Origin of the sequence: Massilibacterium senegalense, from assembly GCF_001375675.1 — a bacterium.
In the GTDB taxonomy this organism is placed as follows: domain Bacteria; phylum Bacillota; class Bacilli; order Bacillales; family Massilibacteriaceae; genus Massilibacterium; species Massilibacterium senegalense.
This window is the reverse complement of record NZ_LN831786.1, coordinates 1,534,510-1,559,764: the sequence shown is the minus strand read 5'-3', so window position 1 is coordinate 1,559,764 and position 25,255 is coordinate 1,534,510. Positions and strand designations below refer to the sequence as shown.

The 25,255-nt window shown below is 36.3% G+C and carries 28 protein-coding genes and 1 riboswitch; of the genes, 18 read left to right on the top strand and 10 right to left on the bottom strand.

Annotation, left to right across the window (positions count from 1 at the left end; genetic code table 11):
• Position 1 precedes the first annotated feature (1 nt).
• On the bottom strand, positions 2-592 hold the full coding sequence (locus BN1372_RS11095; protein ID WP_062199475.1) for a biotin transporter BioY: 591 nt from the start codon (positions 590-592) through the stop codon (positions 2-4).
• Between the two features lie 69 nt (positions 593-661).
• Positions 662-1,237: a biotin transporter BioY gene (locus BN1372_RS11090; RefSeq protein WP_230198819.1), complete on the bottom strand. Its 576-nt coding sequence runs from the start codon at positions 1,235-1,237 to the stop codon at positions 662-664.
• Positions 1,238-1,469: 232 nt separating this feature from the next.
• Between BN1372_RS11090 and BN1372_RS11085 the strand changes: the two genes are divergently transcribed.
• Positions 1,470-1,805, top strand: coding sequence for a DUF3969 family protein (locus BN1372_RS11085; RefSeq protein ID WP_062199474.1), 336 nt, complete (start codon positions 1,470-1,472; stop codon positions 1,803-1,805).
• A 202-nt stretch (positions 1,806-2,007) separates the two neighbouring features.
• On the opposite strand, the gene map is transcribed toward BN1372_RS11085, so the two are convergent.
• On the bottom strand, positions 2,008-2,763 hold the full coding sequence (map, locus tag BN1372_RS11080; RefSeq protein WP_062199473.1) for a type I methionyl aminopeptidase: 756 nt from the start codon (positions 2,761-2,763) through the stop codon (positions 2,008-2,010).
• Between the two features lie 93 nt (positions 2,764-2,856).
• Here map and BN1372_RS11075 point away from each other — a divergent pair, with 93 nt between their 5' ends.
• The 5 genes from BN1372_RS11075 to BN1372_RS11055 all read left to right on the top strand — a co-directional run bounded on the left by BN1372_RS11075 (position 2,857) and on the right by BN1372_RS11055 (position 8,332).
• Positions 2,857-3,798, top strand: a complete 942-nt coding sequence (locus BN1372_RS11075) for an RluA family pseudouridine synthase (protein ID WP_062199472.1) — start codon at positions 2,857-2,859, stop codon at positions 3,796-3,798.
• 683 nt (positions 3,799-4,481) lie between these two features.
• Entirely contained in the window at positions 4,482-4,976 is a 495-nt protein-coding gene (locus BN1372_RS11070) for an Lrp/AsnC family transcriptional regulator (protein ID WP_062199471.1), read from the top strand.
• A gap of 2 nt (positions 4,977-4,978) precedes the next feature.
• Positions 4,979-6,160 carry an aminotransferase gene (locus tag BN1372_RS11065; protein WP_062199470.1) on the top strand — a complete coding sequence of 394 codons (1,182 nt, stop codon included), beginning with the start codon at positions 4,979-4,981 and terminating at the stop codon, positions 6,158-6,160.
• A gap of 257 nt (positions 6,161-6,417) precedes the next feature.
• A complete protein-coding gene (gene thiM / locus BN1372_RS11060) occupies positions 6,418-7,200 on the top strand; it encodes a hydroxyethylthiazole kinase (protein WP_062199469.1) in 783 nt (260 codons plus the stop codon).
• Positions 7,201-7,228: 28 nt separating this feature from the next.
• The gene (locus BN1372_RS11055; RefSeq protein WP_062199468.1) at positions 7,229-8,332 is read left to right on the top strand and encodes an AI-2E family transporter; all 1,104 of its coding nucleotides are present in this window, start codon (positions 7,229-7,231) and stop codon (positions 8,330-8,332) included.
• 99 nt (positions 8,333-8,431) lie between these two features.
• Here BN1372_RS11055 and BN1372_RS11050 read toward each other — a convergent pair whose 3' ends face one another.
• The gene (locus tag BN1372_RS11050) at positions 8,432-9,769 is read right to left on the bottom strand and encodes a sodium-dependent transporter (RefSeq protein WP_062199467.1); all 1,338 of its coding nucleotides are present in this window, start codon (positions 9,767-9,769) and stop codon (positions 8,432-8,434) included.
• 224 nt (positions 9,770-9,993) lie between these two features.
• Here BN1372_RS11050 and asnB point away from each other — a divergent pair, with 224 nt between their 5' ends.
• On the top strand, positions 9,994-11,883 hold the full coding sequence (gene asnB, locus BN1372_RS11045) for an asparagine synthase (glutamine-hydrolyzing) (RefSeq protein ID WP_062199466.1): 1,890 nt from the start codon (positions 9,994-9,996) through the stop codon (positions 11,881-11,883).
• Between the two features lie 94 nt (positions 11,884-11,977).
• Here asnB and BN1372_RS11040 read toward each other — a convergent pair whose 3' ends face one another.
• Positions 11,978-12,199, bottom strand: coding sequence for a DUF378 domain-containing protein (locus BN1372_RS11040; protein ID WP_062199465.1), 222 nt, complete (start codon positions 12,197-12,199; stop codon positions 11,978-11,980).
• A gap of 139 nt (positions 12,200-12,338) precedes the next feature.
• Here BN1372_RS11040 and BN1372_RS15255 point away from each other — a divergent pair, with 139 nt between their 5' ends.
• Positions 12,339-12,500, top strand: a complete 162-nt coding sequence (locus tag BN1372_RS15255) for a hypothetical protein (RefSeq protein ID WP_154662987.1) — start codon at positions 12,339-12,341, stop codon at positions 12,498-12,500.
• Positions 12,501-12,519: 19 nt separating this feature from the next.
• Here BN1372_RS15255 and tatC read toward each other — a convergent pair whose 3' ends face one another.
• The 4 genes from tatC to BN1372_RS11020 all read right to left on the bottom strand — a co-directional run bounded on the left by tatC (position 12,520) and on the right by BN1372_RS11020 (position 16,036).
• Positions 12,520-13,251: a twin-arginine translocase subunit TatC gene (gene tatC, locus BN1372_RS11035; RefSeq protein WP_062199460.1), complete on the bottom strand. Its 732-nt coding sequence runs from the start codon at positions 13,249-13,251 to the stop codon at positions 12,520-12,522.
• 65 nt (positions 13,252-13,316) lie between these two features.
• Entirely contained in the window at positions 13,317-13,505 is a 189-nt protein-coding gene (gene tatA / locus BN1372_RS11030; protein WP_062199453.1) for a twin-arginine translocase TatA/TatE family subunit, read from the bottom strand.
• Between the two features lie 15 nt (positions 13,506-13,520).
• Complete coding sequence (locus tag BN1372_RS11025) at positions 13,521-15,170, bottom strand: PhoX family protein (protein WP_062199451.1); 1,650 nt, start codon at positions 15,168-15,170, stop codon at positions 13,521-13,523.
• Between the two features lie 95 nt (positions 15,171-15,265).
• A complete protein-coding gene (locus BN1372_RS11020; protein WP_062199449.1) occupies positions 15,266-16,036 on the bottom strand; it encodes a potassium channel family protein in 771 nt (256 codons plus the stop codon).
• A gap of 78 nt (positions 16,037-16,114) precedes the next feature.
• Between BN1372_RS11020 and BN1372_RS11015 the strand changes: the two genes are divergently transcribed.
• Entirely contained in the window at positions 16,115-16,786 is a 672-nt protein-coding gene (locus BN1372_RS11015; protein ID WP_062199446.1) for a Crp/Fnr family transcriptional regulator, read from the top strand.
• A gap of 550 nt (positions 16,787-17,336) precedes the next feature.
• On the opposite strand, the gene BN1372_RS11010 is transcribed toward BN1372_RS11015, so the two are convergent.
• Positions 17,337-17,702, bottom strand: coding sequence for a group I truncated hemoglobin (locus BN1372_RS11010; protein WP_062199444.1), 366 nt, complete (start codon positions 17,700-17,702; stop codon positions 17,337-17,339).
• 159 nt (positions 17,703-17,861) lie between these two features.
• Positions 17,862-17,967, top strand: a riboswitch (SAM riboswitch).
• A 54-nt stretch (positions 17,968-18,021) separates the two neighbouring features.
• On the opposite strand from BN1372_RS11010, the gene BN1372_RS14720 reads away from it, so the two are divergent.
• The 9 genes from BN1372_RS14720 to BN1372_RS10970 all read left to right on the top strand — a co-directional run bounded on the left by BN1372_RS14720 (position 18,022) and on the right by BN1372_RS10970 (position 25,248).
• Positions 18,022-18,162 (top strand): YezD family protein, encoded by a 141-nt coding sequence (locus BN1372_RS14720; protein WP_074018181.1) that lies wholly within the window; start codon positions 18,022-18,024, stop codon positions 18,160-18,162.
• Positions 18,163-18,263: 101 nt separating this feature from the next.
• Positions 18,264-18,971 carry a phosphoadenylyl-sulfate reductase gene (locus tag BN1372_RS11005; RefSeq protein WP_062199442.1) on the top strand — a complete coding sequence of 236 codons (708 nt, stop codon included), beginning with the start codon at positions 18,264-18,266 and terminating at the stop codon, positions 18,969-18,971.
• 18 nt (positions 18,972-18,989) lie between these two features.
• Positions 18,990-20,066 (top strand): inorganic phosphate transporter, encoded by a 1,077-nt coding sequence (locus BN1372_RS11000; RefSeq protein ID WP_062199440.1) that lies wholly within the window; start codon positions 18,990-18,992, stop codon positions 20,064-20,066.
• 12 nt (positions 20,067-20,078) lie between these two features.
• The gene (gene sat / locus BN1372_RS10995) at positions 20,079-21,230 is read left to right on the top strand and encodes a sulfate adenylyltransferase (RefSeq protein WP_062199438.1); all 1,152 of its coding nucleotides are present in this window, start codon (positions 20,079-20,081) and stop codon (positions 21,228-21,230) included.
• A 6-nt stretch (positions 21,231-21,236) separates the two neighbouring features.
• Complete coding sequence (gene cysC, locus BN1372_RS10990) at positions 21,237-21,839, top strand: adenylyl-sulfate kinase (protein WP_062199436.1); 603 nt, start codon at positions 21,237-21,239, stop codon at positions 21,837-21,839.
• Positions 21,840-21,853: 14 nt separating this feature from the next.
• Entirely contained in the window at positions 21,854-23,485 is a 1,632-nt protein-coding gene (locus BN1372_RS10985; protein ID WP_062199434.1) for a nitrite/sulfite reductase, read from the top strand.
• Positions 23,486-23,495: 10 nt separating this feature from the next.
• A complete protein-coding gene (locus BN1372_RS10980; protein WP_062199432.1) occupies positions 23,496-23,696 on the top strand; it encodes a DUF3906 family protein in 201 nt (66 codons plus the stop codon).
• Positions 23,697-23,763: 67 nt separating this feature from the next.
• Complete coding sequence (gene cobA / locus BN1372_RS10975; RefSeq protein ID WP_062199430.1) at positions 23,764-24,531, top strand: uroporphyrinogen-III C-methyltransferase; 768 nt, start codon at positions 23,764-23,766, stop codon at positions 24,529-24,531.
• On the top strand, positions 24,532-25,248 hold the full coding sequence (locus BN1372_RS10970) for a sirohydrochlorin chelatase (protein ID WP_062199428.1): 717 nt from the start codon (positions 24,532-24,534) through the stop codon (positions 25,246-25,248).
• Positions 25,249-25,255: the final 7 nt, after the last annotated feature.

Sequence of the window (25,255 nt, the reverse complement as noted above, 5' to 3'; positions counted from 1 at the left end):
TTTATGCTCGCGATGGAGCATAAGAATGAGGAAGTACTTTATATAATTTCGGTGCAAATAAAACAACGAGTACAGACGTTAAAAAGTCTACGGGAAAATAGACAAGCATAATTTTCCATGCAGTGGCGTAACTAATTGCATCGCTAGCTTCGTAAAAATACTTTAAAGCAACATACATATAGTTTGTCCCGATGACATAGTTCATGACAACACCAACCATACAAGCAATTAAAAAGGTAAACCAGGTTGGTTGTTTTGCTTTTTCCACAATAACACCTGCTAAATACGCACAAACGATAAACGATAAAACAAATCCAAATGTACTACTAAAAATAACCCCAATTCCACCTTTAAATCCAGCGAATACAGGAACACCTACTAACCCGAGACAAGCATACACAATCATTGACAGTGCTCCTAAACGACGTCCTAACACACATCCTGCTAATAAACAAAAAAAGGTTTGTAACGTAATGGGAATTCCACCGATTTGTAAAAAAGGTAGCCAAGAGGTAATATTCGCCCCAATGGCCATTAAAGCAGCAAACATACTGACAATCGTTAAATCATACACTTTACTATTTTTCTTCATGATGCCCCCCCATATTTCTTATGTTATATAAAAAATGCTTGCAGATGTTTCATCTGCAAGCTAGGTGTGTTAAGAAAAGCTAATAGCTTTCGAGTGATTCATTGCCCGGTAAATTCGCGGTGATAATACACCTGCTAAAATTGTGAAAATAATGTCTTTTGGAATAAATGATGCCATCCCAATCCAAGCAGCTGTGTAAGACATTTCTTTTCCAATTACATAATTTAACGATAACCATAAATGTGTTGTACCGATGACATATGTAATAATTAATCCTACAAATGAAGCAACCATAAAGGTCATTAATTTGTTAGAATTGCCTTTTTCAATAATTAAACCGGTGAAATAACTTACGAAAGGAAACGCTAAAATAAATCCACCAGTAGGTCCGATAATTGCTTTTACTCCAGCGTCAAATTGTGCAAAAACAGGAACACCGATAAGTCCAATTAAAAGATAGATAATCATTGCAATTGCTCCGCGTTTACGTCCTAATAATGCCCCTGCTAACACAGCGAAAAATGGTTGCAGCGATAACGGAACAGCCCCTACTGTAATATAAGATGTTACATTCGCGCCTATTGCCATAAGTGCAGCAAATAAAGCGATTAATGTAATATCGATAGCTTTAAATGATTGTTTCACGATATGTTCACTTCCTAGTTGATTATTGTTAACATAATAATAATCAATCTTATTTTTAATGTCAACTATATTTTTTTATAAGTTAACTTTTAGATTGTAAGCGAATAAAAAGAGAATTTTCTAAAAAGTTGATATAATGATAGAAAAGTAATAAAAATGGTAGCGAAATTAGGGGTTGTTCGTAAATATGTATAAGGGTTATGGAATGTGAGAGAAGAAAGTGGGGATGTAGATGAAGTTTGAGATTGCTTTTGAACCAGGGGATATGGAAAAAATCATCGGAATTTATGCTGTTGGATTATTAAACAGTTTGGAAAATGGCTCCATTACATTAAAAGAAGCAGAAGAATTGTTATTTCACCCAAAAATGGCTATTCAATTAAAAAAAGCAGAAGCTAGTGATGAAATTGTGGATTTAATTTGCCATGGCTGTGAATTAGAAGAATTAGAACAAATAGAATATGCTCAATTTGTGAAGCAAGTAAAGAAATTGAAACAAGAAACATTACAATTATTGCAAAAACAAAAAAGACAACTATATAAGGTGTCCCATTATTTAAAAATATAAAAGGGTGGTTGGCATAAGAATTAATTGTCATCCAAGTGACTAGATGGCTTATCGTCATATGCAAACCGATTTATCAAGTATCGCTTATTGTACTTGCACAAGCAAACCAACAACAAGAAATAATCTTGAAATTGTTACAATAAAAATGAAAACCGGTTATCTACTTTTTGCTAGATAACCGGTTTTTTTACATGATAGGAATTTACGATGGATCTTGTTCTGTCAAAATGAGTGGGCCATCTTTTGTAATGGCAAGTGTATGTTCATATTGGCAAGAAAGACCACCGTCCGCAGTTTTTGCTGTCCAACCATCTGACTCGACACGTACAGCAAATGTGCCAGTATTAATCATCGGTTCAATCGTAATAACCATACCTTCTTTTAAACGAAGCCCTTTACCAGGTTTTCCGAAGTGAGGTACTTCAGGGTCTTCATGCATGTTTGCTCCAATGCCGTGTCCGATAAATTGGCGAACAACAGAAAAACCTTCGCCCTCTGCATACGTTTGAATTGCATGACCGATGTCACCGATACGGTTGCCAACAACTGCTTGCTCGATGCCTAAATAAAGTGCTTTTTTTGTTACGTCCATTAATTTTTGTGCTTCTTCTGATAGTTCTCCAACTGCATAGCTCCAAGCAGAATCTGCTAAATAGCCATTCAATTTTACCACCATATCAATTGTTACGATATCCCCGGTTTTTAATGGTGTATCGCTCGGAAAGCCGTGACAAACAACTTCATTCACAGAAGCACACGTTGCAAACGGGAATCCGTGATATCCTTTTTGTTCTGGAGTTGCATTATGTTCTGCAAGAAATTTTTCTACAAATTGATCAATTTGTAACGTTGTAATACCTGGTTTAATGATTTTTGCTATTTGTTTATGGCACTCGGCAAGGAGCTTACCTGCTTCATGCATGCCTTCAATTTCTTGCTGTGTTTTTAAAATAACCATAAAAAATCGCCTCTTTTGTTTAGGTTGTATTTTTATTATAGTATAAGAGAAAATATTGATTTTGGCTATTATACGTAAAGAAAGGATTGCAAAATGACACAACTCTTTCAAAAAGAATATATGAAAATAGAAGGGGAATGGCTTACAATTACTGTTCCAGCTTCATGTAATGGAAAACGATTAGATTATTTAGTAAAAGAAGAATGGCCTCTTTCTAAGCAACTCGTAAAAATGCTCATTCGGGAAGAGGGTATTAAGTTAAATGGAAAAAAAGCAACGATTCAGCAAACGGTGACAACGAATGATTGTGTACAGTTACACTTATTACTAGAAGAAGAAAACGACGTTTTATCAAACGAACACATAAAAAATTTTTCGATTTGTTATGAAGATGATTTTTTATTGGTTGTAAACAAAGGAGCGGGACTAGATGTTCATCCAAACGAACCGAATGAGCGTCAAACGTTAGCGAATGGAATCGCCGCTTATTATCAAAAAACCAATCAACGACATAAAGTTCGCCACGTTCATCGTTTAGATAGAGATACGACGGGTCTAGTCCTATTTGCGAAAGACCCATTTACACAAAGTTTACTAGATGAACAATTGCGCCTTCGGTTCATTCATCGGCAATATTATGCACTGGTTCATGGAAAAATGAAGAAAGAAAAAGGAATAATCGATCAACCAATCGGTAAAGATAGGCATCATCCAAATCGGCGCGTCATTTCCAAAAAGGGAGCGCGAGCGATAACAGAATACGATGTTGTGGAAACGTATCGCAAGGCAAGTATGGTAAAGGCTATTTTACAAACAGGAAGAACCCATCAAATTCGCGTTCACTTTCAATCCATTGGACATCCATTAATCGGGGATCCGTTATACGGGAAGAAATCACCGCTTCGGTTTACACGTCAAGCACTTCATGCGAAAAAATTAACGTTTACCCATCCATTTACGCTAGAACAAATGACGGTAGAATGTGAATTTCCAACAGATTTTAGGAAACTAAAAGAACAAGTAAAGCAGGCATAAAGTTGCCTGCTTTACTCATTAACTTTGAGCTAGAAAATGTTCTACTTTTATTCCTGTGTTTGCAATGACTTAATCAAAAGGTAAACTAGAAATTTTTTGAAATTCATTTTATGTGCATTTTCTACATCTTTTGCCCATTCCGTTTCTTTTTCTCTAGTTGATGAACTTCTGTTTTGAATACCTATTTGCACCATGTGTCAATCAAACAATAGGGTCACTAACAAGTAAACATTTCACAACAACGTTTGCTTTTATTTATTCATTAATTTGATGGAAAATACTTTTACATCAAAATGAATTTTCATAATTTTTAAAAGAAATGAATGATATTTCGTTCTAATTAAAAAATCTCTGCTATAATAATGGGTAATTATTTCTCTTTCGAAACAATGAAAAAGTTATTGCCGAAAAAAAACATAGATACACGAAAAATATAGAGGGATAATCACAACTTAAAGGGAGATAATTGGAACAATCGACCTGTACTGTAATCCACATTTCTTGTGATGTTATGGTTACGTTATCTCTCATTACTAGGCAGTAGGATTCTCTTTTTATGAGGTACGAACAATGAAATGGGAATTACACTGTCAGTAAAGGGTGGATACGTTTATTTTCCCATCAGTAATCCATACATACTGATGGAATATTTCTTTATATAGAAGTAGGAAGGGGTTTCTAGAATGGGTAATCAAGAAGTCCAAATCTTAGAGATTATCGAGAAAAATGGTCGGATTTCCATTGATACATTAGCAAAAATGGTAGACCTTTCAGTGGAAGAAGTAGAGTCCATTTTAAAAGAATTAGAAAAGAAAAAAGTTATCGTGAGTTATTCTGCCGTAATTGATTGGCAAAAAGTAAAAAAAGAACATATTGTCACAGCTTTAATTGACGTAAAAGTGACACCAAAACGTGGTGTTGGATTTGAAGAAGTAGCAGAACGTATTTATCGTTTTCCTCAAGTGCAAGCGGTGTATTTAATGAGCGGGGCATATGATTTATCTGTAGAAGTAGAAGGAAAATCAATGCTTGAAGTAGCAAGTTTTGTATCTGATAAATTATCAACAATTGAGTCCGTTATTTCAACAGCAACACACTTTGTTTTGAAAAAGTATAAACATGACGGTGTGATTTTTGGTGAAGGAGAACAAGATCGCCGAATCTTGGTGCAACCATAACGATGACAACAAAACCATTTACACCTGACCAATTTTTATCAGATACCGCTCGGACGATGAAGCCTTCTGGAATTCGTCGTTTTTTTGACCTCGCTTCGCAAATGGAAGATGTTATTTCTTTAGGGGTAGGGGAACCGGATTTTGTCACACCGTGGAACTTTCGGGAAGCTAGTATTTTATCGCTAGAAGAAGGATATACCGCTTATTCACCGAATGCAGGATTTTTAGAATTACGCGAAGAAATCGCCAATTACATGGAAAAACGATTTTCTGTTTCGTATGATCCAAAAGAAGAAATCATTGTAACGGTTGGTGCGTCAGAAGCATTAGATATTGCGTTGCGTGCAGTGATTAATCCAGGGGATGAAATTATTGTCGTAGAGCCATGTTTCGTTTCGTACACACCGTTAGTAGAAGTAGCAGGTGGGAAAGCGATTACCGTTCAAGCATTACCAGAACATGAGTTTAAAATTCAACCAGAACAATTAGAAGAAGTCATTACAGATAAGACAAAAGGAATTATCATTTGTTCCCCAAATAATCCGACGGGAACAGTATTAAATAAAGAAGATTTAGAAAAAATAGCGGACGTTGCAATCCGTCATAATTTACTTGTTTTCAGCGATGAGATTTATGCCGAATTATCGTATGACGAAGAATATACAAGTTTTGCTCATATTGAAGGGATGCAAGAACGTACGATTTTAATGAATGGTTTCTCTAAAGCTTTTGCAATGACAGGATGGCGTCTTGGCTTTGTTTGTGGACCAAAAGAAATTATGCAAGCCATGTTAAAAATTCATCAATATGCGATTATGTGTGCACCTACCATGTCGCAATTTGCTGCTATTGAAGCATTACGTAACGGTTTAGATGATATGAATAAAATGATTAAAAGTTATCATCAACGCCGCAATTATATCGTAAAAGCATTCCGTGAAATTGGTTTACCATGTCATTTACCAGGGGGAGCGTTTTATGTTTTTCCTGATATTACGCCAACAGGATTAACGAGTGAAGAATTCGCTGAAAAATTATTAATGGAGCAACACGTAGCCGTTGTACCTGGTCATGTATTTGGAGAAAGTGGTGAAGGGCACATCCGTTGTAGCTATGCTACAGGAATTGACCAATTACAAGAAGCAATGAAACGAATTGGTGAATTCGTACGTAAGTATCAGTAATTCTTTTTTTAATAAAAAATCAACAGGAATTGTCTTCCTGTTGATTTTTTTCATCATTAGGGAACAAAATAAGAAAGCAAGGTGCATTATCTTTTTATACAAACAGTAAATACTACGGATATATTGTGTTAAAATAAAAAGAGGTAAAACGATCATAAAATCGCTTTACCTACAAAAGGGGAATAGTTGGAAACTTATCATTATTGTAAACAGAAAATCATGATTTTATACATAAAATAGAAAAAAGGAGAAAAAAGATGAACAATATTGATTCTGTACGTAAAAACCACCCGCTCGTTCATTGTTTAACGAATCAAGTGGTCATGAACTTTACCGCAAATGGTCTATTAGCCATTGGTGCTTCTCCAGTCATGACAGCATCTGTTCATGAGGCAAGTGACATGGTGGAGCAAGCACAAGCATTACTAATCAACATGGGTACGCCAACAGATGAACAAGTAGAAGCAATGCTTCGTGCTGGAAAACGTGCGAATGAATGTGGGATACCAGTTGTGTTTGACCCTGTTGGTGTAGGTGCGACAGAGTATCGAAAAAAAGTGGCAGAATCTATATTAACGAATATAAACGTAACCGTCATTCGTGGCAATGGTGGAGAAATTGCGACGTTAGCTGGAAGTACAGCAAACGTACGTGGGGTGGACGGATCTACTTCTGCACATCCAAAACAAGTAGCAAATAAAGTAGCGCAAAAATATAATACGATTGTAGCGATGACAGGGCCAGAAGATGTTGTTTCAGATGGGACGCGTACCACTATTATTCGGAATGGACATCCTTTTATGAATCAAGTAGTGGGAACTGGTTGCTTATTGGGAGCGGTTGTTGCGGCTTTTGTAGGAAATACAAAAGATTATTTTGAAAGCACAAAAAATGCGCTCGTGACATATGCTGTTGCAGGGGAATTTGCGTATGCAGAAGCAGGGCATCGCGGGATTGGCTCTTTCCAAATAGCATTTCTAAATCAACTTCATCGAATAACGGATGAGGATGTGAAACAAAATCAATGTGTAAAAATATAGAATGATGGAGATAAGGAGATAGGGGACGTTGAGAAATCGGACACCAACCTTTTATTTGTTTTTTATTTTTTTAGTTTTTGTATTATATAAACTGGCGGATAAAAGTGACTTTTTATTTGAAAAATTATCTTCTTTTTCCGCTATTTTAACGCCGTTTTTAATCGCATTTTTAATCGCTTACTTATTAAAACCATTAATCAATGTGCTTGAAGCAAAACTAACGATTAATCGTGTGATAAGTATTACCATTGTGTACGTATTGGTGATCGGTTTTTTATTTATTATTGTCATGTTTATTGGACCACGACTGGTGAATAGTACGACGACCTTATTATCGAATACCCCTCGTTACGTATATGAGATGAATGATTGGATAACAGAATCTATTATTAAAAATGAAAAATTTCAAAACTCCGAAGCCGTGTTGTACTTAGAAGATTACTCGAAAGAATGGATTCAAAAGGCCACGACATTTGTGGATGTGGTCTTAAACAAAACAATTAGTGGAGTCGTCACTATCACTTCTGCTTTATTTAACTTTTTATTAGGGTTAATTATCGCGATTTACATGCTGTATGACAAAGAAAAATTCGGAGCAGGGGCAGCTAAAATCATTCAAGCGATGTTTAAGAAAAGCATGGCTGATTATTTACTTGTTTTTTTCAAACGATTAGATGCGGTTTTTTCTAAGTTTTTAGTAGGAAAAATTATTGATTCTACGATTATTGGGATTCTTTGTTTTATCGGGTTACTCATTTTAGATATTCCATATGCATTGCTTATTAGTATTATCGTAGGGATTACGAATATGATTCCATATTTTGGTCCTTTTATTGGGATGATACCTGCTATTCTAATTACGTTGTTCCATTCTCCATTAGATGCGTTATGGGTTGGGATTTTTATTTTCTTACTTCAACAATTTGATGGCTATTATTTAGGACCAAAAATTTTAGGAGATAAAGTAGGGCTTAGTCCATTTTGGGTCATTTTAGCAATCGTCATCGGCGGTGCAACGTTAGGGGTATTAGGAATGTTTATTGCAACACCAGTTTTTGCAGTATTAAAAGAAGCATTTGATGTTTATATCGAAAAACGGTTAGAGAGAAAGACAGCAGAAGAACAAGTATAATTTGTTCTCCTGCTGTTTTTTTGTGTCATTCAGTTTGTGGCGCCCTCTGCTTTTTATAATCCAGCTCTGGGAGTCGTTAAATGAGCCTCCCTGCGCTTTTTATTTAATTAGTCCGAGGCTTTGTAAAAAGATGATTGTGATGGCTATGGGTGCAATGTAACGTACGATAAATCGCCAGAGTGGGTAGATTTTTGCTCCTAATGGAGAAGCGATGGCAATTTCTTGTTCTGATAGCGATTTTGGCATGATGTAGCCAGTAAAAATAGAAATAAATAAAGCGCCTAATGGTAATAAAATCGTACTGACTAAAAAGTCTGCTGCATCAAAAATATTTTTTCCGAAAATCGTCATATCCTGCAACACGCCAAATGCGAGTGCTGATGGGATACCAACGATAAAAATAAGGATGCCAGAAATAAACGTTAGTTTCCGTCGTTTGTTTGGATATTTGCGGGAAACAGATGCAACGATAATTTCAAGCATACTAAAGGCTGACGTTAAGGTAGCAAAAACGAGCAATACTAAAAATATGATAAAAAATAGTTGTCCGAATGCCATTTGATTAAAAACAGCTGGAAGGACGATGAAAATTAACCCTGGTCCAGCGGTTGGTTCAAACCCGAAAGCAAAAACGGCTGGGAATATCGCAAGTCCGGCTAAAAGTGAGATGAAAATATTAAGAAAAATAACGGAATTCGTTGATTTTACTAAGCTTTCATTTTTAGCTAAATAAGAACTATACGTTACCATTACCGAAACACCGACGCTTAACGAAAAAAATGCTTGTCCCATCGCTAGTAACAATGTTTTTGGGGTTAGCATTGAAAAATCAGGTTGCAATAAAAAACGAATTCCTTCCATTGCTCCGTCTAATGTAATCGAACGAATCACTAATACGATAAATAAAATAAATAATGCTGGCATCATAATGCGACTCGCTTTTTCAATCCCTTTTTCAATCCCGCCTTGCACGACAATAATCGTAAATAGCATGAAGATAAATTGCGCAATCAATACTTCGGTTGGATTTGTAATCATTTGATTAAACACTTCTTCGTATTGTGCGTTTGATAAGTTGCTTAGTGTTCCGGTCAACGCTTTTAGAAGATATAGTAAAATCCAACCGCCAACCACACTATAAAACGATAAAAGTAAAAAAGAAGCGCCTACTCCTAAATACCCGATAAAAGCCCATTTTGGGGAAATGGATTGATAGGCAGAAATGGCTTCTTTTTGTGTATGTCGGCCAATTACAAATTCTGATAATAATAGTGGGCCACCGATTAATAACGTAAAAATGATAAATAAAAGTAGGAAAATTCCTCCACCATTCATGCCAGTCATGTATGGGAATTTCCATATGGCACCAATCCCAATTGCTGAACCGGCTGCCGCCAAAATAAAACCAAGTTTGGATGTCCATTGTTCTGGTTGCATATCTAGTCACCTGCTTTAATAAACCTCCCTAAGAGAAGGAAGGTCCTTCATGTAATTCTCTATCCCAATGATTATAACGAAAAAAGAAAAAGGAATAAAGCGATTTTCTAGGAAAAGAGATACAAAACCCCGTTTTCTTTCGAAATAAAATAGCGTACAATTGAAAAAGATGCATTTTTATAGTAGGCTAAAACCTTGTAGATAGTAACGGAGGGTGAAGACACATGTGTGGTTTTATTGGATATATAGATGATCAAGCTGTGATTTTAAATAAAGAACAACAACAGCAATTAGAAGATATGGCAACGATTATTACCCATCGTGGTCCAGATGATTCTGGTTTTTTTGCAGATGAACATATTCGTTTTGGTTTCAGACGTTTAAGTATTATTGACCTTGAGGCTGGTGCGCAACCATTATCATATGAAAATGAACGATATTGGATTATTTTTAATGGAGAAGTGTACAACTATATCGAAATTCGTCAAGAATTAGAAGCACTAGGTGCAACGTTTCAAACAGATTCGGATACAGAAACTATTATTGCTCTATATAGTTACAAAGGAGAAAAAGCGTTAGACCAATTGCGCGGGATGTTTAGTTTTGTCATTTGGGACAAACAAGAAAAAGAAATTTTAGCGGTGCGCGATCCATTTGGTATCAAACCGTTTTTCTATTATGAAGAAAACGGAAAATTGTATTTTGCTTCCGAAAAGAAAAGTATTTTACTTGCAAAAGGACAAGACAAAGTAGATCCCGTAAGTTTACAACATTACTTAACATACCAATTCGTACCAGAACCAATGACGATGTCAGAAAGTATTAACAAGTTACTCCCCGGTCATTATATTAAGAAAAAAATAGGGCAACCGTTTGAAATAAAACGTTATTTTGAACCGCGTTTTGCGCCGATACAAAGTGATTTACAAAAAGCAATCAAAGAAATCCAAGATGTATTACGTCATTCTGTGAACATTCATATGCGTAGCGATGTGCCAGTAGGATCTTTCTTATCAGGTGGTATTGATTCTACTGCAGTAGTGGCATTAGCACGTGAAATTAATCCAGATATTAAAACATTTACAGTTGGTTTTGAACGAGAAGGATTTAGTGAAATTGATTTAGCAAAAGATACAGCTCGCATTTTAGAAGTAGAAAACATTCATAAAATTGTGACACCAAAAGAATTTACAGAAACGCTACCTAAAATTGTTTGGCATTTAGATGACCCAGTAGCAGATCCAGCGCTCGTTCCTTTATATTTTGTCGCGCAAGAGGCGAGAAAACACGTAAAAGTAGTTCTCTCCGGGGAAGGTTCAGACGAATTATTTGGTGGATATCGTATTTACCATGAGCCGTATTCTTTACGCCCTATTGAAAAGTTACCGAGCTTTTTAAAATCGATGTTACGTGCAATCGCTCGCATAATGCCAGAAGGAATGAAAGGGAAAAGCTTTTTAGAACGTGGAACGACACCATTAGAAGATCGTTATATCGGAAATGCTAAAATGTTTACCGAAAAAGAAAAACAAGCCTTTTTACAAACCTATCGAGCGGATGTGGATTATCGCCAAATCACTCACCCGTTATACGAACAAGTAACGTCTTATGATGATGTAACAAAAATGCAATATATTGATATGCATACATGGTTACGTGGGGATATTTTAGTAAAAGCAGATAAAATGACGATGGCTAATTCATTAGAATTGCGGGTTCCATTTTTAGATGTGGATGTCTTTCAAGTTGCAAGTAAATTAGCACCAAATTTAAAAGTAACGAATGAAACGACGAAATATGCATTACGAAAAGCGATGGAAGGTATTATTCCAAAAGAAGCATTAATGCGTCCAAAACTAGGATTCCCCGTTCCGGTTCGTCACTGGTTAAAAAATGAAATTTATGACTGGACGAAACAAGTTATAAACGAAAGCAATGTGGACCAATATATAGAAAAAAAATATGTCTTACAATTATTAGAAGATCACTGCCAAGGAAAAGGGGACTACAGCCGTAAAATTTGGACGGTATTAATCTTTATGATCTGGCATCAAATTTTTATTGAAGAGAAAATGGAATTTGAAACCCCATTAAAAACACGTCAATATGTATAAGGAAAAAAGGTCAAGATCCAATAGAAGAGGCGATTGGATTTGACCTTTTTATATGTGGATTACGTGTTGCGATAAAAGAATTGGGTGAGGTACATTATGGTTGAGGGCTTTCAACAAATTCTTCTTGTGGTTTAAATAAAAGTGAAATAACAATTAATCCACTAATTCCAACAATCGCATAAATAACTCGACTAACGAATGAGGCCTGGCCACCGAATAAAGAAGCGACTAAATCATAATTAAAAAAACCAATAAGTCCCCAGTTAATCGCTCCAATAATGACTAAAAATAATGCAATACGTTGAAGTGTACTCACAATGTTCCCTCCTTTATAGCGTCGTACCTTTTTAACATGAGAAAAAAACAATAAAATTATACTTGTCCGTTTAATTGTTACCGTTTTTTTAGTAATCACGTTATAATAAAAAAAGAATGATCGAGCAAGGAGGGGTAAAATGTCTGAGCAGACATTTACGTTAGTAGGTAGCGTTGGTATTATGATTATTATCATCGTTTCACTTTTTTCCTTATTATGGATTGGTTTTAAAGGAAGTAAAAAAAATAATCATGAAGACACAAATGATTTCGATGTTATGGCAAACAAAAAGCTCTCCTAGTGGACAAGGAGGGCTTTTTCTATGGAAGATTCAGTTCCATTGTTTCATTCAATTTTTTACGAAATACCCATTGTGATAAGTAGATACTAAATTCGTACAACAATAATAATGGAATGATGACCAAAATATCCGAAATAAAGTCAGGTGGCGTAATCATTACCGAAATGATGACCAAAACGAAATAAGCGTATTTTCGTACTTTTTTTAATCGATACGGATTAATGATTCCTAGTGCTGTTAAAAATAAAATAAGAATCGGCATTTCAAATAAAAGACCAAAAGGTAAAGTCATGTGAAGCATAAACCGAAAATAATTTATCGTTGTAAAGTTCATGGCAAATAAATCTTCTGATAACGTCATTAAAAACTGTAATACGATTGGAAACACGACAAAATAACCGAACGAAATCCCCACTAAAAATAAACCGAAAATTGCGGGTATGTAAGCTAACGTCATTTTTCTTTCTTGTTCTGATAAAGCTGGTTTTACAAATAACCATATTTGCATGAGTATCACTGGAATCGAGCACGTAATGGCCACTACAGCGGCTAACATAAAATAAATCCATAACGTATCGGTAGGACTTAAAATAATGAGTTTATAATCTAAATCTAAGATGAAAAATTGATAAATATCTTTCACAAAAATAAATGCAACGAAGAAAAAAAATAAAAACTGTAAGCCGATTATAATTAATCGTTTTCTCATTTCTTCCAAGTGTTCAATAAGGTCTAATTCACGATCCAACATAATCCCCTCCTAATGCTAGAAGTTCAAAAAATCAGAGCCTACACTATGGAGTGTAGGCACTTACATTATGATTTGGAAGATTGTTCACTTTTTTGTTTATCATCATCATGGACAAGTTCGCGTGTTGATTTTTTAAATTCTTTTAACGTTGTCCCGATTGCGCGCCCCATTTCTGGTAATTTACTTGGACCAAAAATAATGAGTGCTAAAAAAATAATTAAAATTAATCCAGGGATTCCAAGATTACTAAGCATCATTCATTCTCCTTTTTAAAATCCTGTAATAGCAACAACAGATGGCCGTGGCATTGTGTCATCTTTTCGATGAGGCCACATACTTGTTGGCTTTTTTAAATCTTTTGTTTCTTCACCAGGGTGTTGTACAGATAAAAATAATGTTTTTTCGTTTGATGTAAAGAAAGGACCTGTTAATTCTGCTTCTACGGGTGCAGAGGCGAATTGGAAAGCAACTCCTTTATCTTTACCATCTGTAGGAATAACAAATACACCGTTATTTTTAAATGATTTAAATGCATCTTTATTTAATTTGGAAGAGGAAATGTCTGTTACCGTCCATAAATTACCGTCTTTATCAAATGTTAAGTTATCCGGAGCGCTAAAGCCACTTTGACGACCACCAGCTGTGAAAATTTCAAAATCAAATGTTAACGAACCTAAATCATTTTCTGTTTCAATAATACGTGTAATATGTCCATGAATATTTCCATGATCGCTATTATTTGTATGGGCAATGTAAATAGATTGATCTTCTGGATGGATTTCGACATCTTCTGGGCGGTCTGTTGGTGTTGCACCTAAAAATACAGCAACGTCGTGTGTATGGACTAAAATATCAGCAAGAGATTGAATTTTATCAGCGAGTGCTTGTTGTTCTTCTCCCCATTCTTCTTCTGCTTTTACTTCTTCTACTTTTTTTGTCCATTCTTCGATTGTTAAAGGAATCCATGTTCCTTTTGCTAGGTTTGCTGCATATAGTGTTCCTTCTTCTAATAACTTGGCATTTTTATTGCCATCTTTTTTGTTATATTTACCTTTACTAATGAATTTATACACACAAGCATCTTTTACATCATCGCCCATATAAACAACTACTCGCTTATCCTTTGTTAGTCCCATCGCAGCGTTCTCATGGTGAAAACGACCGAGTGCTGTATGTTTACGAACAGTAAATTTTTCATCGAAAGGATCTACTTCTACGACCCAACCGTAATGTGTTTCGTTTAAAGAAGCTGCTTCGCTCGTATATTCATAGTTTTCTTCACAAGAAAGAACAGTATCCCATAATGTTTTTCCGCCTGAACAGTTGGCGAATGTTCCTTGTACTTCTTTTGCACTCCCAATAGCAGGAGAACCTGCAGCAGGTCCTGTTAATGTAATCGGTGTTAGTCCAGTCACGCGACGAGCATATGTTGAATCGGGCATTAATTTCCACGTATCTTTTTCTTTTTTCACTTCAATAATGGATCCACCTTGTACGTATAACATTTTTTCAATTTGTTCTTTGGAATAAGTATCTCCACTTTTTTCGCCTGTTACAAAAAGGTCACTAGAATACTCGTGATTCACCCATAGTAATCCGTGATCGCTCGATTGATCAATCGGAAAATATAGGGTTAAGTCGTTATTAAAACCGAATGTATCCCCTTTTTTGTTAATTTTATCGCCATATGCTGCTACTACATCATAACGATATCCTTTTGGAAGGAGTAATTCGTCTTTGTTAGAAGGTTCAATGGCCTTGAATTTCAGTCCGTCCCCTTTTTTTCCTGATGTTGTGCTTGTTGATGGTTTTGCAAATGCTTGGCCAGTTAATGGAGAAAGTCCTGATGACGCAACGGTTAAGGCTGCAACTCCTGTTCCTACATATGTTAAAAACTTACGACGGTTAAGTTTGGTCATTTCATTACCTCCATTTTTATAATCAAACTGCTTACAGCATAGAACATTAATATTAAAAAAGTGTGTTCTCTCTGTAAAAATCATGTTAAATTATGTTAAATGCTATTTACATTGTTAGTATATTGTAAAAAAGAGTCTGAAAATGTCGAGGCAATAGTTTCGTTTGAAGATAGGATCTGAGTAGCGCCAGCGCGTATAGCATTGTTCTGTTGATCTGCTGTTAATATTTCCGCAAAAATAGGGAGGGTGGAAGAAAAACCTCTAATCGCAAGAATCGTTAAAATTGTTTGATTGTCCGCATCTTTTTCTGGTTTATATTGATCGGCAGTAATAAAAACAGCCTTTGCTTGCTTAATAGTTGCTTTTTGTAATGTCTCATCAAAATAGGGTGTACCTTTTAAAAAATAAAAAGAAGGAAGAGATATTGGTTGCACTTGAACGGTCTCATCTATTAAAAGAAGGGTGTCTTTGTTGAAAAATTGACATAATAGTTTTGTTCGCTCGTTCCAGCCAATAAAGACGATATGATTTTTTAACATCAATGCTTTTTTTCCTTTCTTTTGTTCATTTTGTTTTCGACTAGCAATCGAAGCTATAGTCGCCATGTAATGCGCCATAAAAGCTCCTCCAGTTAAAATCATAATCATGGTGATTATTTTTCCTTCCGTTGTTTTGGGAGTAAAGTCACCATATCCTACCGTAGCCATTGTAATAATTGCCCACCAAACACCATCAAAAAGGGAAGGATAATTTGTTGGTTCTATATAGTGGATAATTGTTCCGAAAGAGAATAAAAACATAAAAATAAATAAGAGCAATCGTATCGTGACAGGAAGTAAGGAGAAATGGTGAAACCATTGTGTCATCTATACATCGCCTCTTTCTTTTTTCTTCTAACGTTAGTATGCTTTAAGAAGAAAAAGTTAAACAATGAGGTTGGAAATATGGAAAAGCGAAAACAATTGGAACAAATTTCTTTCTTTTGTTCTTGTACAAAAGAACAATATGACATGATTTCTCCTTTATTGGTGGAAAAAACATTTGAAAAAGGAACGTATCTTTTTTTCGAACAAGAACCTTGTACGTTTGTTTATTTTTTAATAGAAGGATTAGTAAAAGTATTTCGGACAGAGAAAAGTGGGAGAGAACAAATTGTGAATTTGTTTGTTTCAAATGACATGTTTCCTCACGTAGGGGTAACAAAAGAAGGCACCTATCCCGCTACAGCACAAGCACAATTACCGAGTGTAGTATGGGTAATGCGAGTAGAAGACTTTCAATTAGTTTGTAATAAAATACCATTTTTGCAGATGCGTTTAGCAGAATTAATGGACCAGCATATCCGAGAATTACAACAACGTTTAGTGAAATCTTTAGACAAAAATATACCAACCAGGATTTACGAAGTAATCTGGCCAATTGCTTGCCGTATCGGTAAAAAAGTACAAGATGGCTATATGATTTCCCCGGCGCCAACCCATCAAGAAATAGCAGACTTAGTCGGTATTTCAAGAGAAACAGTTACACGGGCCATTCCAACATTAAAAAAAGAAAAAAGAATGGATGTAAGGAATCATCAGTTATACCTTTTTCATCCCCCAGCTAACGGGCAATAAGAACCCCGCTTTAAAACGTTAAGAAGCGCTCAAAATGAAAAGAGTTAAGAATTGCCCGTACACCTTGAGTAAGCGCATCTAGCCATCCGTAGGAAAAGTGCAAAAACCTCACCGATGGAAGCTTTCTTTATTATTAAACATAAAAACAACAGCGCCTATTCCAAACAAAGGCGCTGTTGTTAATTTTCCGACATGGTGCTGTAGGCTCGCGTCATAAGAAAAGTTGCTTTTTGGGGAAAGAGTATTTTATTCCGCAATTCATCTTATGCTAGTCGCCCTTAATCAAGCGCCCTCTACTTTTTGAATAATCTAGTTGCGATGGGCTACCGACTGCCGTACTAAGTCACCCGATTTCAGAGGCAAAGAGACGCCTCTTCCGGTCTTCGCCTTATAGCTCCGTCGTTAAACGAGCCCATCTCCACTTTTTAATAATCCAGTTCCGGGCGGCTACCGACTGCCGTAATAAGCCGCTCAACTCCAGAGGCAAAGAGGCGCCTCTTCCGTTGCACGTCTTATTACTCTGTCGGTGAGCGAGCCACCCTCCACTTTTTTATTTTTCTACGATTTCTTTTCGCATTGGTTCTAATTTGTTGGCGATTGTTTGGATGTCTTCTTTAGGTACGCCGAAGTGTTGTAGGCTGAATGCTAGGTGTTCTACAATCGCGTCAAAATGAATATCTTGTAATCCCATGCCTTCATGTGCTTTTTGCATAGATGCTCCAGTGTATTGGTTAGGGCCTCCAACCGCAAATGTAATGAATAACGTTTGATGACGGCGTTGTTTTTCCATATCGGTATTTTTAAAATAATCGTTTACTCTTTCGTCTGCTAGTACGCGATCATAAAACAAATCAACAACCTTCTTGATTCCTTCTTTTCCTCCTAAACGTTCATACAGTTCACTTGTTTGTGCCATGATGAAAGCTCCTTTCGATTGATAATGAATAACATCTTTAGTGTATAGCGTATCCGATTTGGAAAATGTGATTCTAATCACATTTCAAAAAAATAAACTAATTTTACAAAGTAGTATTGACATTCTACATAATTCTGATTAGAATAGTAAGAAATAAATATCTTATCAAGAGTGGAGGAGGGACCTAGACCGAGGAACCCCAGCAACCGGTTGAAAAATACGGTGCTACTTCCAGCAGAATGATGTCCATTTTGAGAGATAAGAATGTTTGCTCTCTAAAATGGTAACTTCCAATGACAAGTAAGGGGGAGTTAACCGAATGATGAAAGACAATCATGCAGAAGTGTGTCAAACAGTAGAAAAAATGCTAGCATCATTAAAGTTTGGAACGATTACGCTTGTTGTACAAGACGGAAAGGTGATCCAAATTGAAAAAAGTGAAAAAGTCCGAATTCGATAACATATGTTGCTGACTAGAGATACTAGAGGCGATTTTGATGAAAGAAAAGTTATTCTTTTATTAAAATCGTCTTTTTTTCGGAAAAAAAGGGGAGGAGAAATATGGGATTTACGTATGAAACATGGGATGAAACAGCCGTTTTATCCCGAAATAAATCATTTAACGATGCGCTCGATGGATTGAAATGGGCATATGAACAATATGGAGAAGGGATTGTATATGCTTGTAGTTTCGGAGCAGAAGGAATCGTTCTTCTAGACCTTATTTCAAAAATTAATTGTACCGCAAAAGTAGTGTTTTTAGATACCTCGCTTCATTTTAAAGAAACGTATGAATTGATTGAAAAAATAAAAGAACGGTATCCAGATGTACAAATTGACTTTTTAACACCGTCCGTCACGTTAGAGGAACAAGCAGAAAAATATGGAGATGCATTGTGGGAAAAAGAGCCTAATGTTTGTTGTACACTTCGTAAGGTGGAACCGTTAAAACGAACATTAATGAAATATAATGCTTGGATTTCGGGATTAAGACGAGAGCAATCCGAAACTAGAAAGCATGTTCAGTTTTTAAATAAAGATGACAACTTTAAAAATGTAAAGGTTTGTCCATTAATCCGTTGGACAAAAGAAGAAATATGGAAATATATTCAGCTTCATCGGTTAGATTATAATCCACTTCATGACCAAGGATACCCAAGTATCGGTTGTTTCCCTTGTACGCAAAAGGCAACAAATCCAAACGATGAACGGTCTGGCAGGTGGAATGGTTTTCAAAAAACGGAATGCGGGTTGCATAGTGCGACGTAAAGAAAGAAGGGATGAATGATGTTAACTATTCTTGCGTTTATCATCGCTTTTTTCTTTGCTATGAATATTGGTGGGAGTGGCGCTGCTGCTTCGATGGGTATTGCATACGGGGCAGGGGCTATTCCGAAAAAACGGATTGCACTTCTAATTTGCGGAGTCTGTGTGTTTTTAGGAGCAGTGCTTGGTGGTGGAGAAGTAGTTAAAACAATTGGATCAGGAATTGTGCCACCACAAACATTTTCAGTAAAAGTCGTTGTCATCGTATTATTTGCTGCTACTATGACCCTGTTTTTAGCCAATCTTTTAGGGATTCCGTTATCGACAAGTGAAGTAACAGTCGGTTCTGTCATTGGTGTTGGAATTGCTTTTCGCTCTCTTTATACAACGAAAATTATTTGGATTATTAGTTTTTGGATTATTGTCCCTTTTATCGCTTTTTTCTTTGCTTTCATAATTGGAAAAGGTATTTTACGTTTAGAAAAAAAGTATGCCACTTTTTTTCAAGGGAAATGGGAAAAAATGTGGATGATTATATTAGTGGGAACCGGTTGTTTTGAAGCTTTTTCAGCAGGGATGAACAATGTAGCTAATTCAGTAGGACCGTTAGTTGGGGCAAATTTATTAACGATTGCTGAAGGAACATTATACGGTGGACTATTTGTCGCATTTGGTGCTTTTCTATTTGGAAGCCGTGTGATGGAGACGAATGGGAAAAAAATCACCGACATTTCGTTATTGCAAGGAAGTGCGATTTCTACCACTGGTGGATTGCTTGTGGTCATTGCATCTATTTTTGGAATACCTGTCCCTTTAACACAAGTAACCACATCTGGAATATTAGGTATAGGCGTTGCTAAACAGGGATTCTCTATGTGGCAAAAAGGGATTGTGCATACGATGTTAAAGGTTTGGATTGTTTCTCCTGTGTTATCAGCTGTCATTGCCTATGCGTTAGTAAAAGGATGGTTAGATACTGATTTTTATACAGTCATTATTTTATGCGGTGTATGTATTGCTACGATAGGATCCATTAGTTTGATGAAAACAATGAGAAAAGAAAGAAGCTCTATCTATGAACAAGGTGGAGGAATTTAAGGAGGAAAAAGAATGAGTTTACAAGCGCATGGCGGTGTCTTAATTAACCGTGAACAAATTGGAAAGGATGTTCGGCATCTAACAAAAGCAATTGAATTAGATGCTACTTCTTTAAGTGATTTAGAGTTAATTGCAATAGGAGCGTATAGCCCGCTAACCGGTTTTTTAAAGAAAGAAGACTATGAATCTGTTGTTCTCCATATGAGATTAAAAGATGGTGTTGTGTGGAGCTTACCAATTACGTTACCAGTTTCGAAAGAGGTGGCAGCAACACTTCAAATTGGAGAAGAAGTGAAGTTACAAAAAGATGGCATCGTGTATGGAACGATTCACGTTCGTGACATCTACACACCAGATTTAGAAAAAGAAGCAGTTCACGTGTATCGAACGACTGATGAAAAACATCCGGGAGTGAAAAAAATGTACGACCGTGGAGACGTGTATGTAGGGGGAGAGATTACACTTATTCATCGAATCGAGCAAAAAAAGTTTTCTACGTACTATCTAGATCCGAAAGAGACGCGGGAAAAATTTAAAGCATTAGGTTGGAAAACAATTGTCGGTTTCCAAACGAGAAATCCAGTTCACCGGGCTCATGAATATATTCAAAAAACAGCATTAGAAACAGTAGATGGCTTGTTTTTAAATCCATTAGTAGGAGAAACGAAAGCAGATGATATTCCAGCGGATGTTCGAATGGAAAGTTACGAAGTGTTAATCAATCAATATTATCCGAAAGATCGTGTCTTTTTAGCAGTTTTTCCTGCCGCTATGCGTTATGCAGGACCAAGAGAAGCTATTTTTCATGCGCTCGTTCGGAAAAATTATGGATGTACCCATTTTATTGTTGGAAGAGACCATGCTGGAGTAGGGGATTATTACGGTACGTACGATGCACAAACGATTTTCAGGCATTTTACATTGGACGAATTAGAAATATTCCCGCTTTTTTTTGAACATAGTTTTTATTGCAAAAAGTGTCGTGGAATGGCTTCTGAAAAAACATGCCCACATAACCAAAAAGATAGAATTATTTTATCTGGAACAAAAGTACGAGAAATGCTCAGAAATGGAGAATTTCCACCACCAGAATTTAGTAGAAAAGAAGTGATTGAAGTGCTTATTCGTGGAATGAAACAAAAAGAAGTAGTAGTGAAAGGGTGAAAAGGAATGAGTTCAAATATCACGTGGCATAAAGCGGCTATTACAAAAGAAGATCGTCATCGTTTATATGGACATAAAAGTGCTATTCTTTGGTTTACTGGTCTTTCAGGCGCAGGAAAATCAACACTTGCAAATGCGGTATCTAGTGCTTTATACAGTCAAGGAATTGGTGCATATGTGTTAGATGGCGATAATATCCGCCATGGTTTAAATAAAGACCTTGGCTTTAGTGAGGATGATCGGAAAGAAAATATTCGGCGAATTGGGGAAGTTGCGAAATTATTTGTTGATAGCGGTCAATTCACTTTAACAGCATTTATTTCTCCATTTCGTTCCGATAGAGAGATTGTTAGAAACTTAGTTCATCCATCAGAATTTATTGAAGTATATGTCCAATGTTCACTTGAAGAATGTGAAAAAAGAGACGTAAAAGGGCTTTATCAAAAAGCAAGGGCAGGAGAAATTAAAGACTTTACCGGCATTCACTCTCCATATGAAGAACCGTTTCAACCAGAAATCACATTGCATACAGCAACAGATTCAGTAGAACGTTGTGTCGAAAAAGTACTGCACTATTTAGGAAAAAAACAGTTTATTTCCAAAAAATAAAGGGGGAATCTACGATGGCATATGTGAAAAAATGGGCGAATGATCCAGAGTTAAATAAAACAGAAAGAAAAAAGTTAGAAAAAGATGGATTGAAAATTTTTGAAGATATCCCTCGCTATGCAAAAGAAGGGTTTGCTTCTATTCCGAAAGAGGAGTGGGATTTATTTAAATGGGCAGGTCTTTATTTACAAAAACCAAAAGAAGCTGGTTATTTCATGATGCGCGTGAACATTCCATCAGGGATTATTACCAATGAACAATTAGTTACATTAGCAAGCATTGCCCGTGATTACGGACGTGGAGTGTTTGATATTACGACGCGTCAAGCTATTCAGTTTCATTGGTTAACAATTGAGCAAGTGCCAGATATTTTACAGCGGTTGCAAAAAGTGGGGTTATCTTCTGCGGGAGCATGTGGGGATATTCCTCGGACAATTACCGGAAATCCATTAGCAGGAATTGATAAAGATGAACTTTTTGATACGAGAGAAGTTGTGCAAGAAATTTATCAATTTTTCCAACGAAATGAAGATTTTTCGAACTTACCACGAAAATTTAAAATTTCGATTAATGCCAATATTTATAATCCAGCACATGCGGAAATTAATTGTATTGCATTTATTCCAGCAACAAAAGTGATCGATGAAAAAGAAGAAGTTGGCTTTCATGTAAAAGTAGGGGGAGGGCTTTCAGCGCGACCATTTTTAGCACAAGAATTAGATGTATTTGTAAAACCAGAAGAAGCAACAAAAGTGGCAATTGGCATGACGACTATTTATCGCGACTATGGATATCGTCAAAAACGGCACCATTCTCGTTTGAAATTTTTAATTGCCGATTGGGGTGTCGATACGTTTAAAGAAAAATTAGTAGAATTAGTTGGCTCGCTTCCACCTAAAGGAAGAAGTGCGGTGAAAAAGTGGAATGCCGGTTATTTTTATGGTGTGCATGAACAAAAACAACCAGGCTTATCTTATTTAGGGTTTAATGTTCCTGTTGGGAGATTGCAATCTGAGGAAGTCTTTGAGTTAGCGCGTATTGCGAAAAAGTATGGGAATGGAGAAATTAGAACGTGTAGTTCACAAAATGTGATTATTCCGAATGTTCCGAATGAACATCTGGATGATTTACAACAAGAATCATTATTTGAACGTATTTCGTTAAAACCAAACCGTTTTATTGGTTATTCTGTTTCGTGTACAGGGATTGAATACTGTAATTTAGCACTTGTAGAAACGAAAGAAAGAATGAAACGAGTGGCAGAATATTTAGATCGTCATCTAGAAGTAGATGTGCCAGTACGCATTCATATGATTGGTTGCCCAAATTCATGTGGACAACGGCAAATTGCTGATATTGGATTGCAAGGGGTCAAACTAAGAGATGCCGATCGAAACTTAATTGAGGCGTATGAATTATATGTTGGTGGAACGTTAAATAACGGCGGAGAGTACAACAAAAAGTTAACAGGGAAAATCCCTTCTTATTTCTTAGCCCCAGTACTCTTAGCCTTCCTTAACTTTTTTAAAGAACAAAAACAACCGAACGAAGAGTTTTATTCGTTTGTCCAACGAGTTGGTTTTGATAACTTACAAGAAACATTTTCGCATATTTTGGAATCGACAGATGAAAAAGTAGAACTGTGAGGATGCAGAGATGAAATTATATCGATTGGAAGCCGTGGCAGATGGAACGGAAGTCGTGCTTGTTATTGCAGCAAATACGGAAGAAGAAGCTTTTCATTTTGCTGATATTGAATTGGAAAAACATTTTTTAAACGTTCCACAAGTAGAAGATTTAACGATGCATGAGTTGAAATCAGTACGCAGTGGAGTCGGTTATGTTATTGAAAAATGATGGATGTCAAGCCCCTTGATTCGTAATCAGGGGGCATTTTTAAAATGGTACGTGAGGGGGATTTTGTATGAGAGGAAAAGTGTATTTAGTTGGTGCAGGGCCAGGAGATCCAGAGTTAATAACGGTGAAAGGATGGAAGTGTATTCAAAAAGCGGATGTTTTACTATATGATCGTCTAGCAAATCCAGCTTTATTAGATGGGGCGAAATGTCAGGCGGAGCGTATTTATTGTGGGAAAAGGCCAGGAAAGCATGCGTTAAGCCAAGAGGCTATTCATCAATTGATCATTAAATATGCAAAGGAAGGGAAAATAGTCGTTCGTTTAAAAGGTGGAGACCCTTTCGTATTTGGACGTGGTGGGGAAGAAGCAGAAGCACTTTTGGATGAAAACATTCCATTTGAAATAGTACCGGGAATTACTTCCGGAATTGCAGCAGCTGCGTACGCTGGGATTCCAGTTACGCATCGTTTGTATAGTGGTTCATTTGCTTTTGTGACTGGTCATCGAAAAGAAAACCAAGAAGACCATAATTGGAAACAACTCGCTACTAGCGTAGATACATTAGCGATTTACATGGGAATGAAGCATCTTTCGACGATATGTCAAACGTTGATGCAAAATGGAAAAAAGAAAGACACACCAGTAGCACTTATTCATTGGGGAACCATTTCTCAACAAAAAACAGTCGTCGGGACATTAGAAACAATCGCTCAACAAGCAAAAGAACATCATCTCCAAAATCCAACGATAATTATTGTTGGAGAAGTCGTGCGATTGCGTGAGAAGCTACAATGGTTTGAACAAACGACACGTCGGACGTTAGAGGTGATGTAGATGGAAGCGATTCTTTATGTGGTGCACGGAACGAGAGTAAAAAAAGGAATAGAAGAAGCATCATCTTGTGTCCAGAAGTTTATGAATCAATTTCCTACTCCCATTCAAGAAATAGCATTTTTAGAGTTTCAACATCCGACGATGGAAGAAGCGTTTGAACGAATGATTGAAAAAGGTGCAACGATGATTTATGTTTTTCCGTTATTATTATTTGCTGCAGGACATGCAAAAAAAGATATTCCTATTATAATAGAAAAAATGAAAAAACGGTATCCATTTGTGACGATAGAACATACTGGAGCATTCGGTGTTTGTCATGAATTAGTAGAAATTATCGTGGAAAGAATAAAACAAGCGCCGATTCAAGAAAATGAAAAAACAGCGTATCTTCTCGTTGGAAGGGGAAGTACGGATAAAGAAGCGTATCATGATTTTTTAGAAATGAAACATCGCATTGCTAAAGCGATGCAATTACCGATAACCGAGTGCTTTTTAGCTGCTCGTACCCCCACAGTGGAAGAAACTGTCCAGCAGGCAAAAGAACAAGGATATACGCAAATTGTGCTGATTCCATACTTACTATTCTCTGGACGATTAATGACCCGACTAAAACGCATACAACAAACAGAAACATGCCCCGTCGTCGTATGTCATCCTATCGGCTATCATTCAAATTTAATCACTTTTTTTCAAAGATATTTTAAAAAAGTATCGTAAAAAAAGA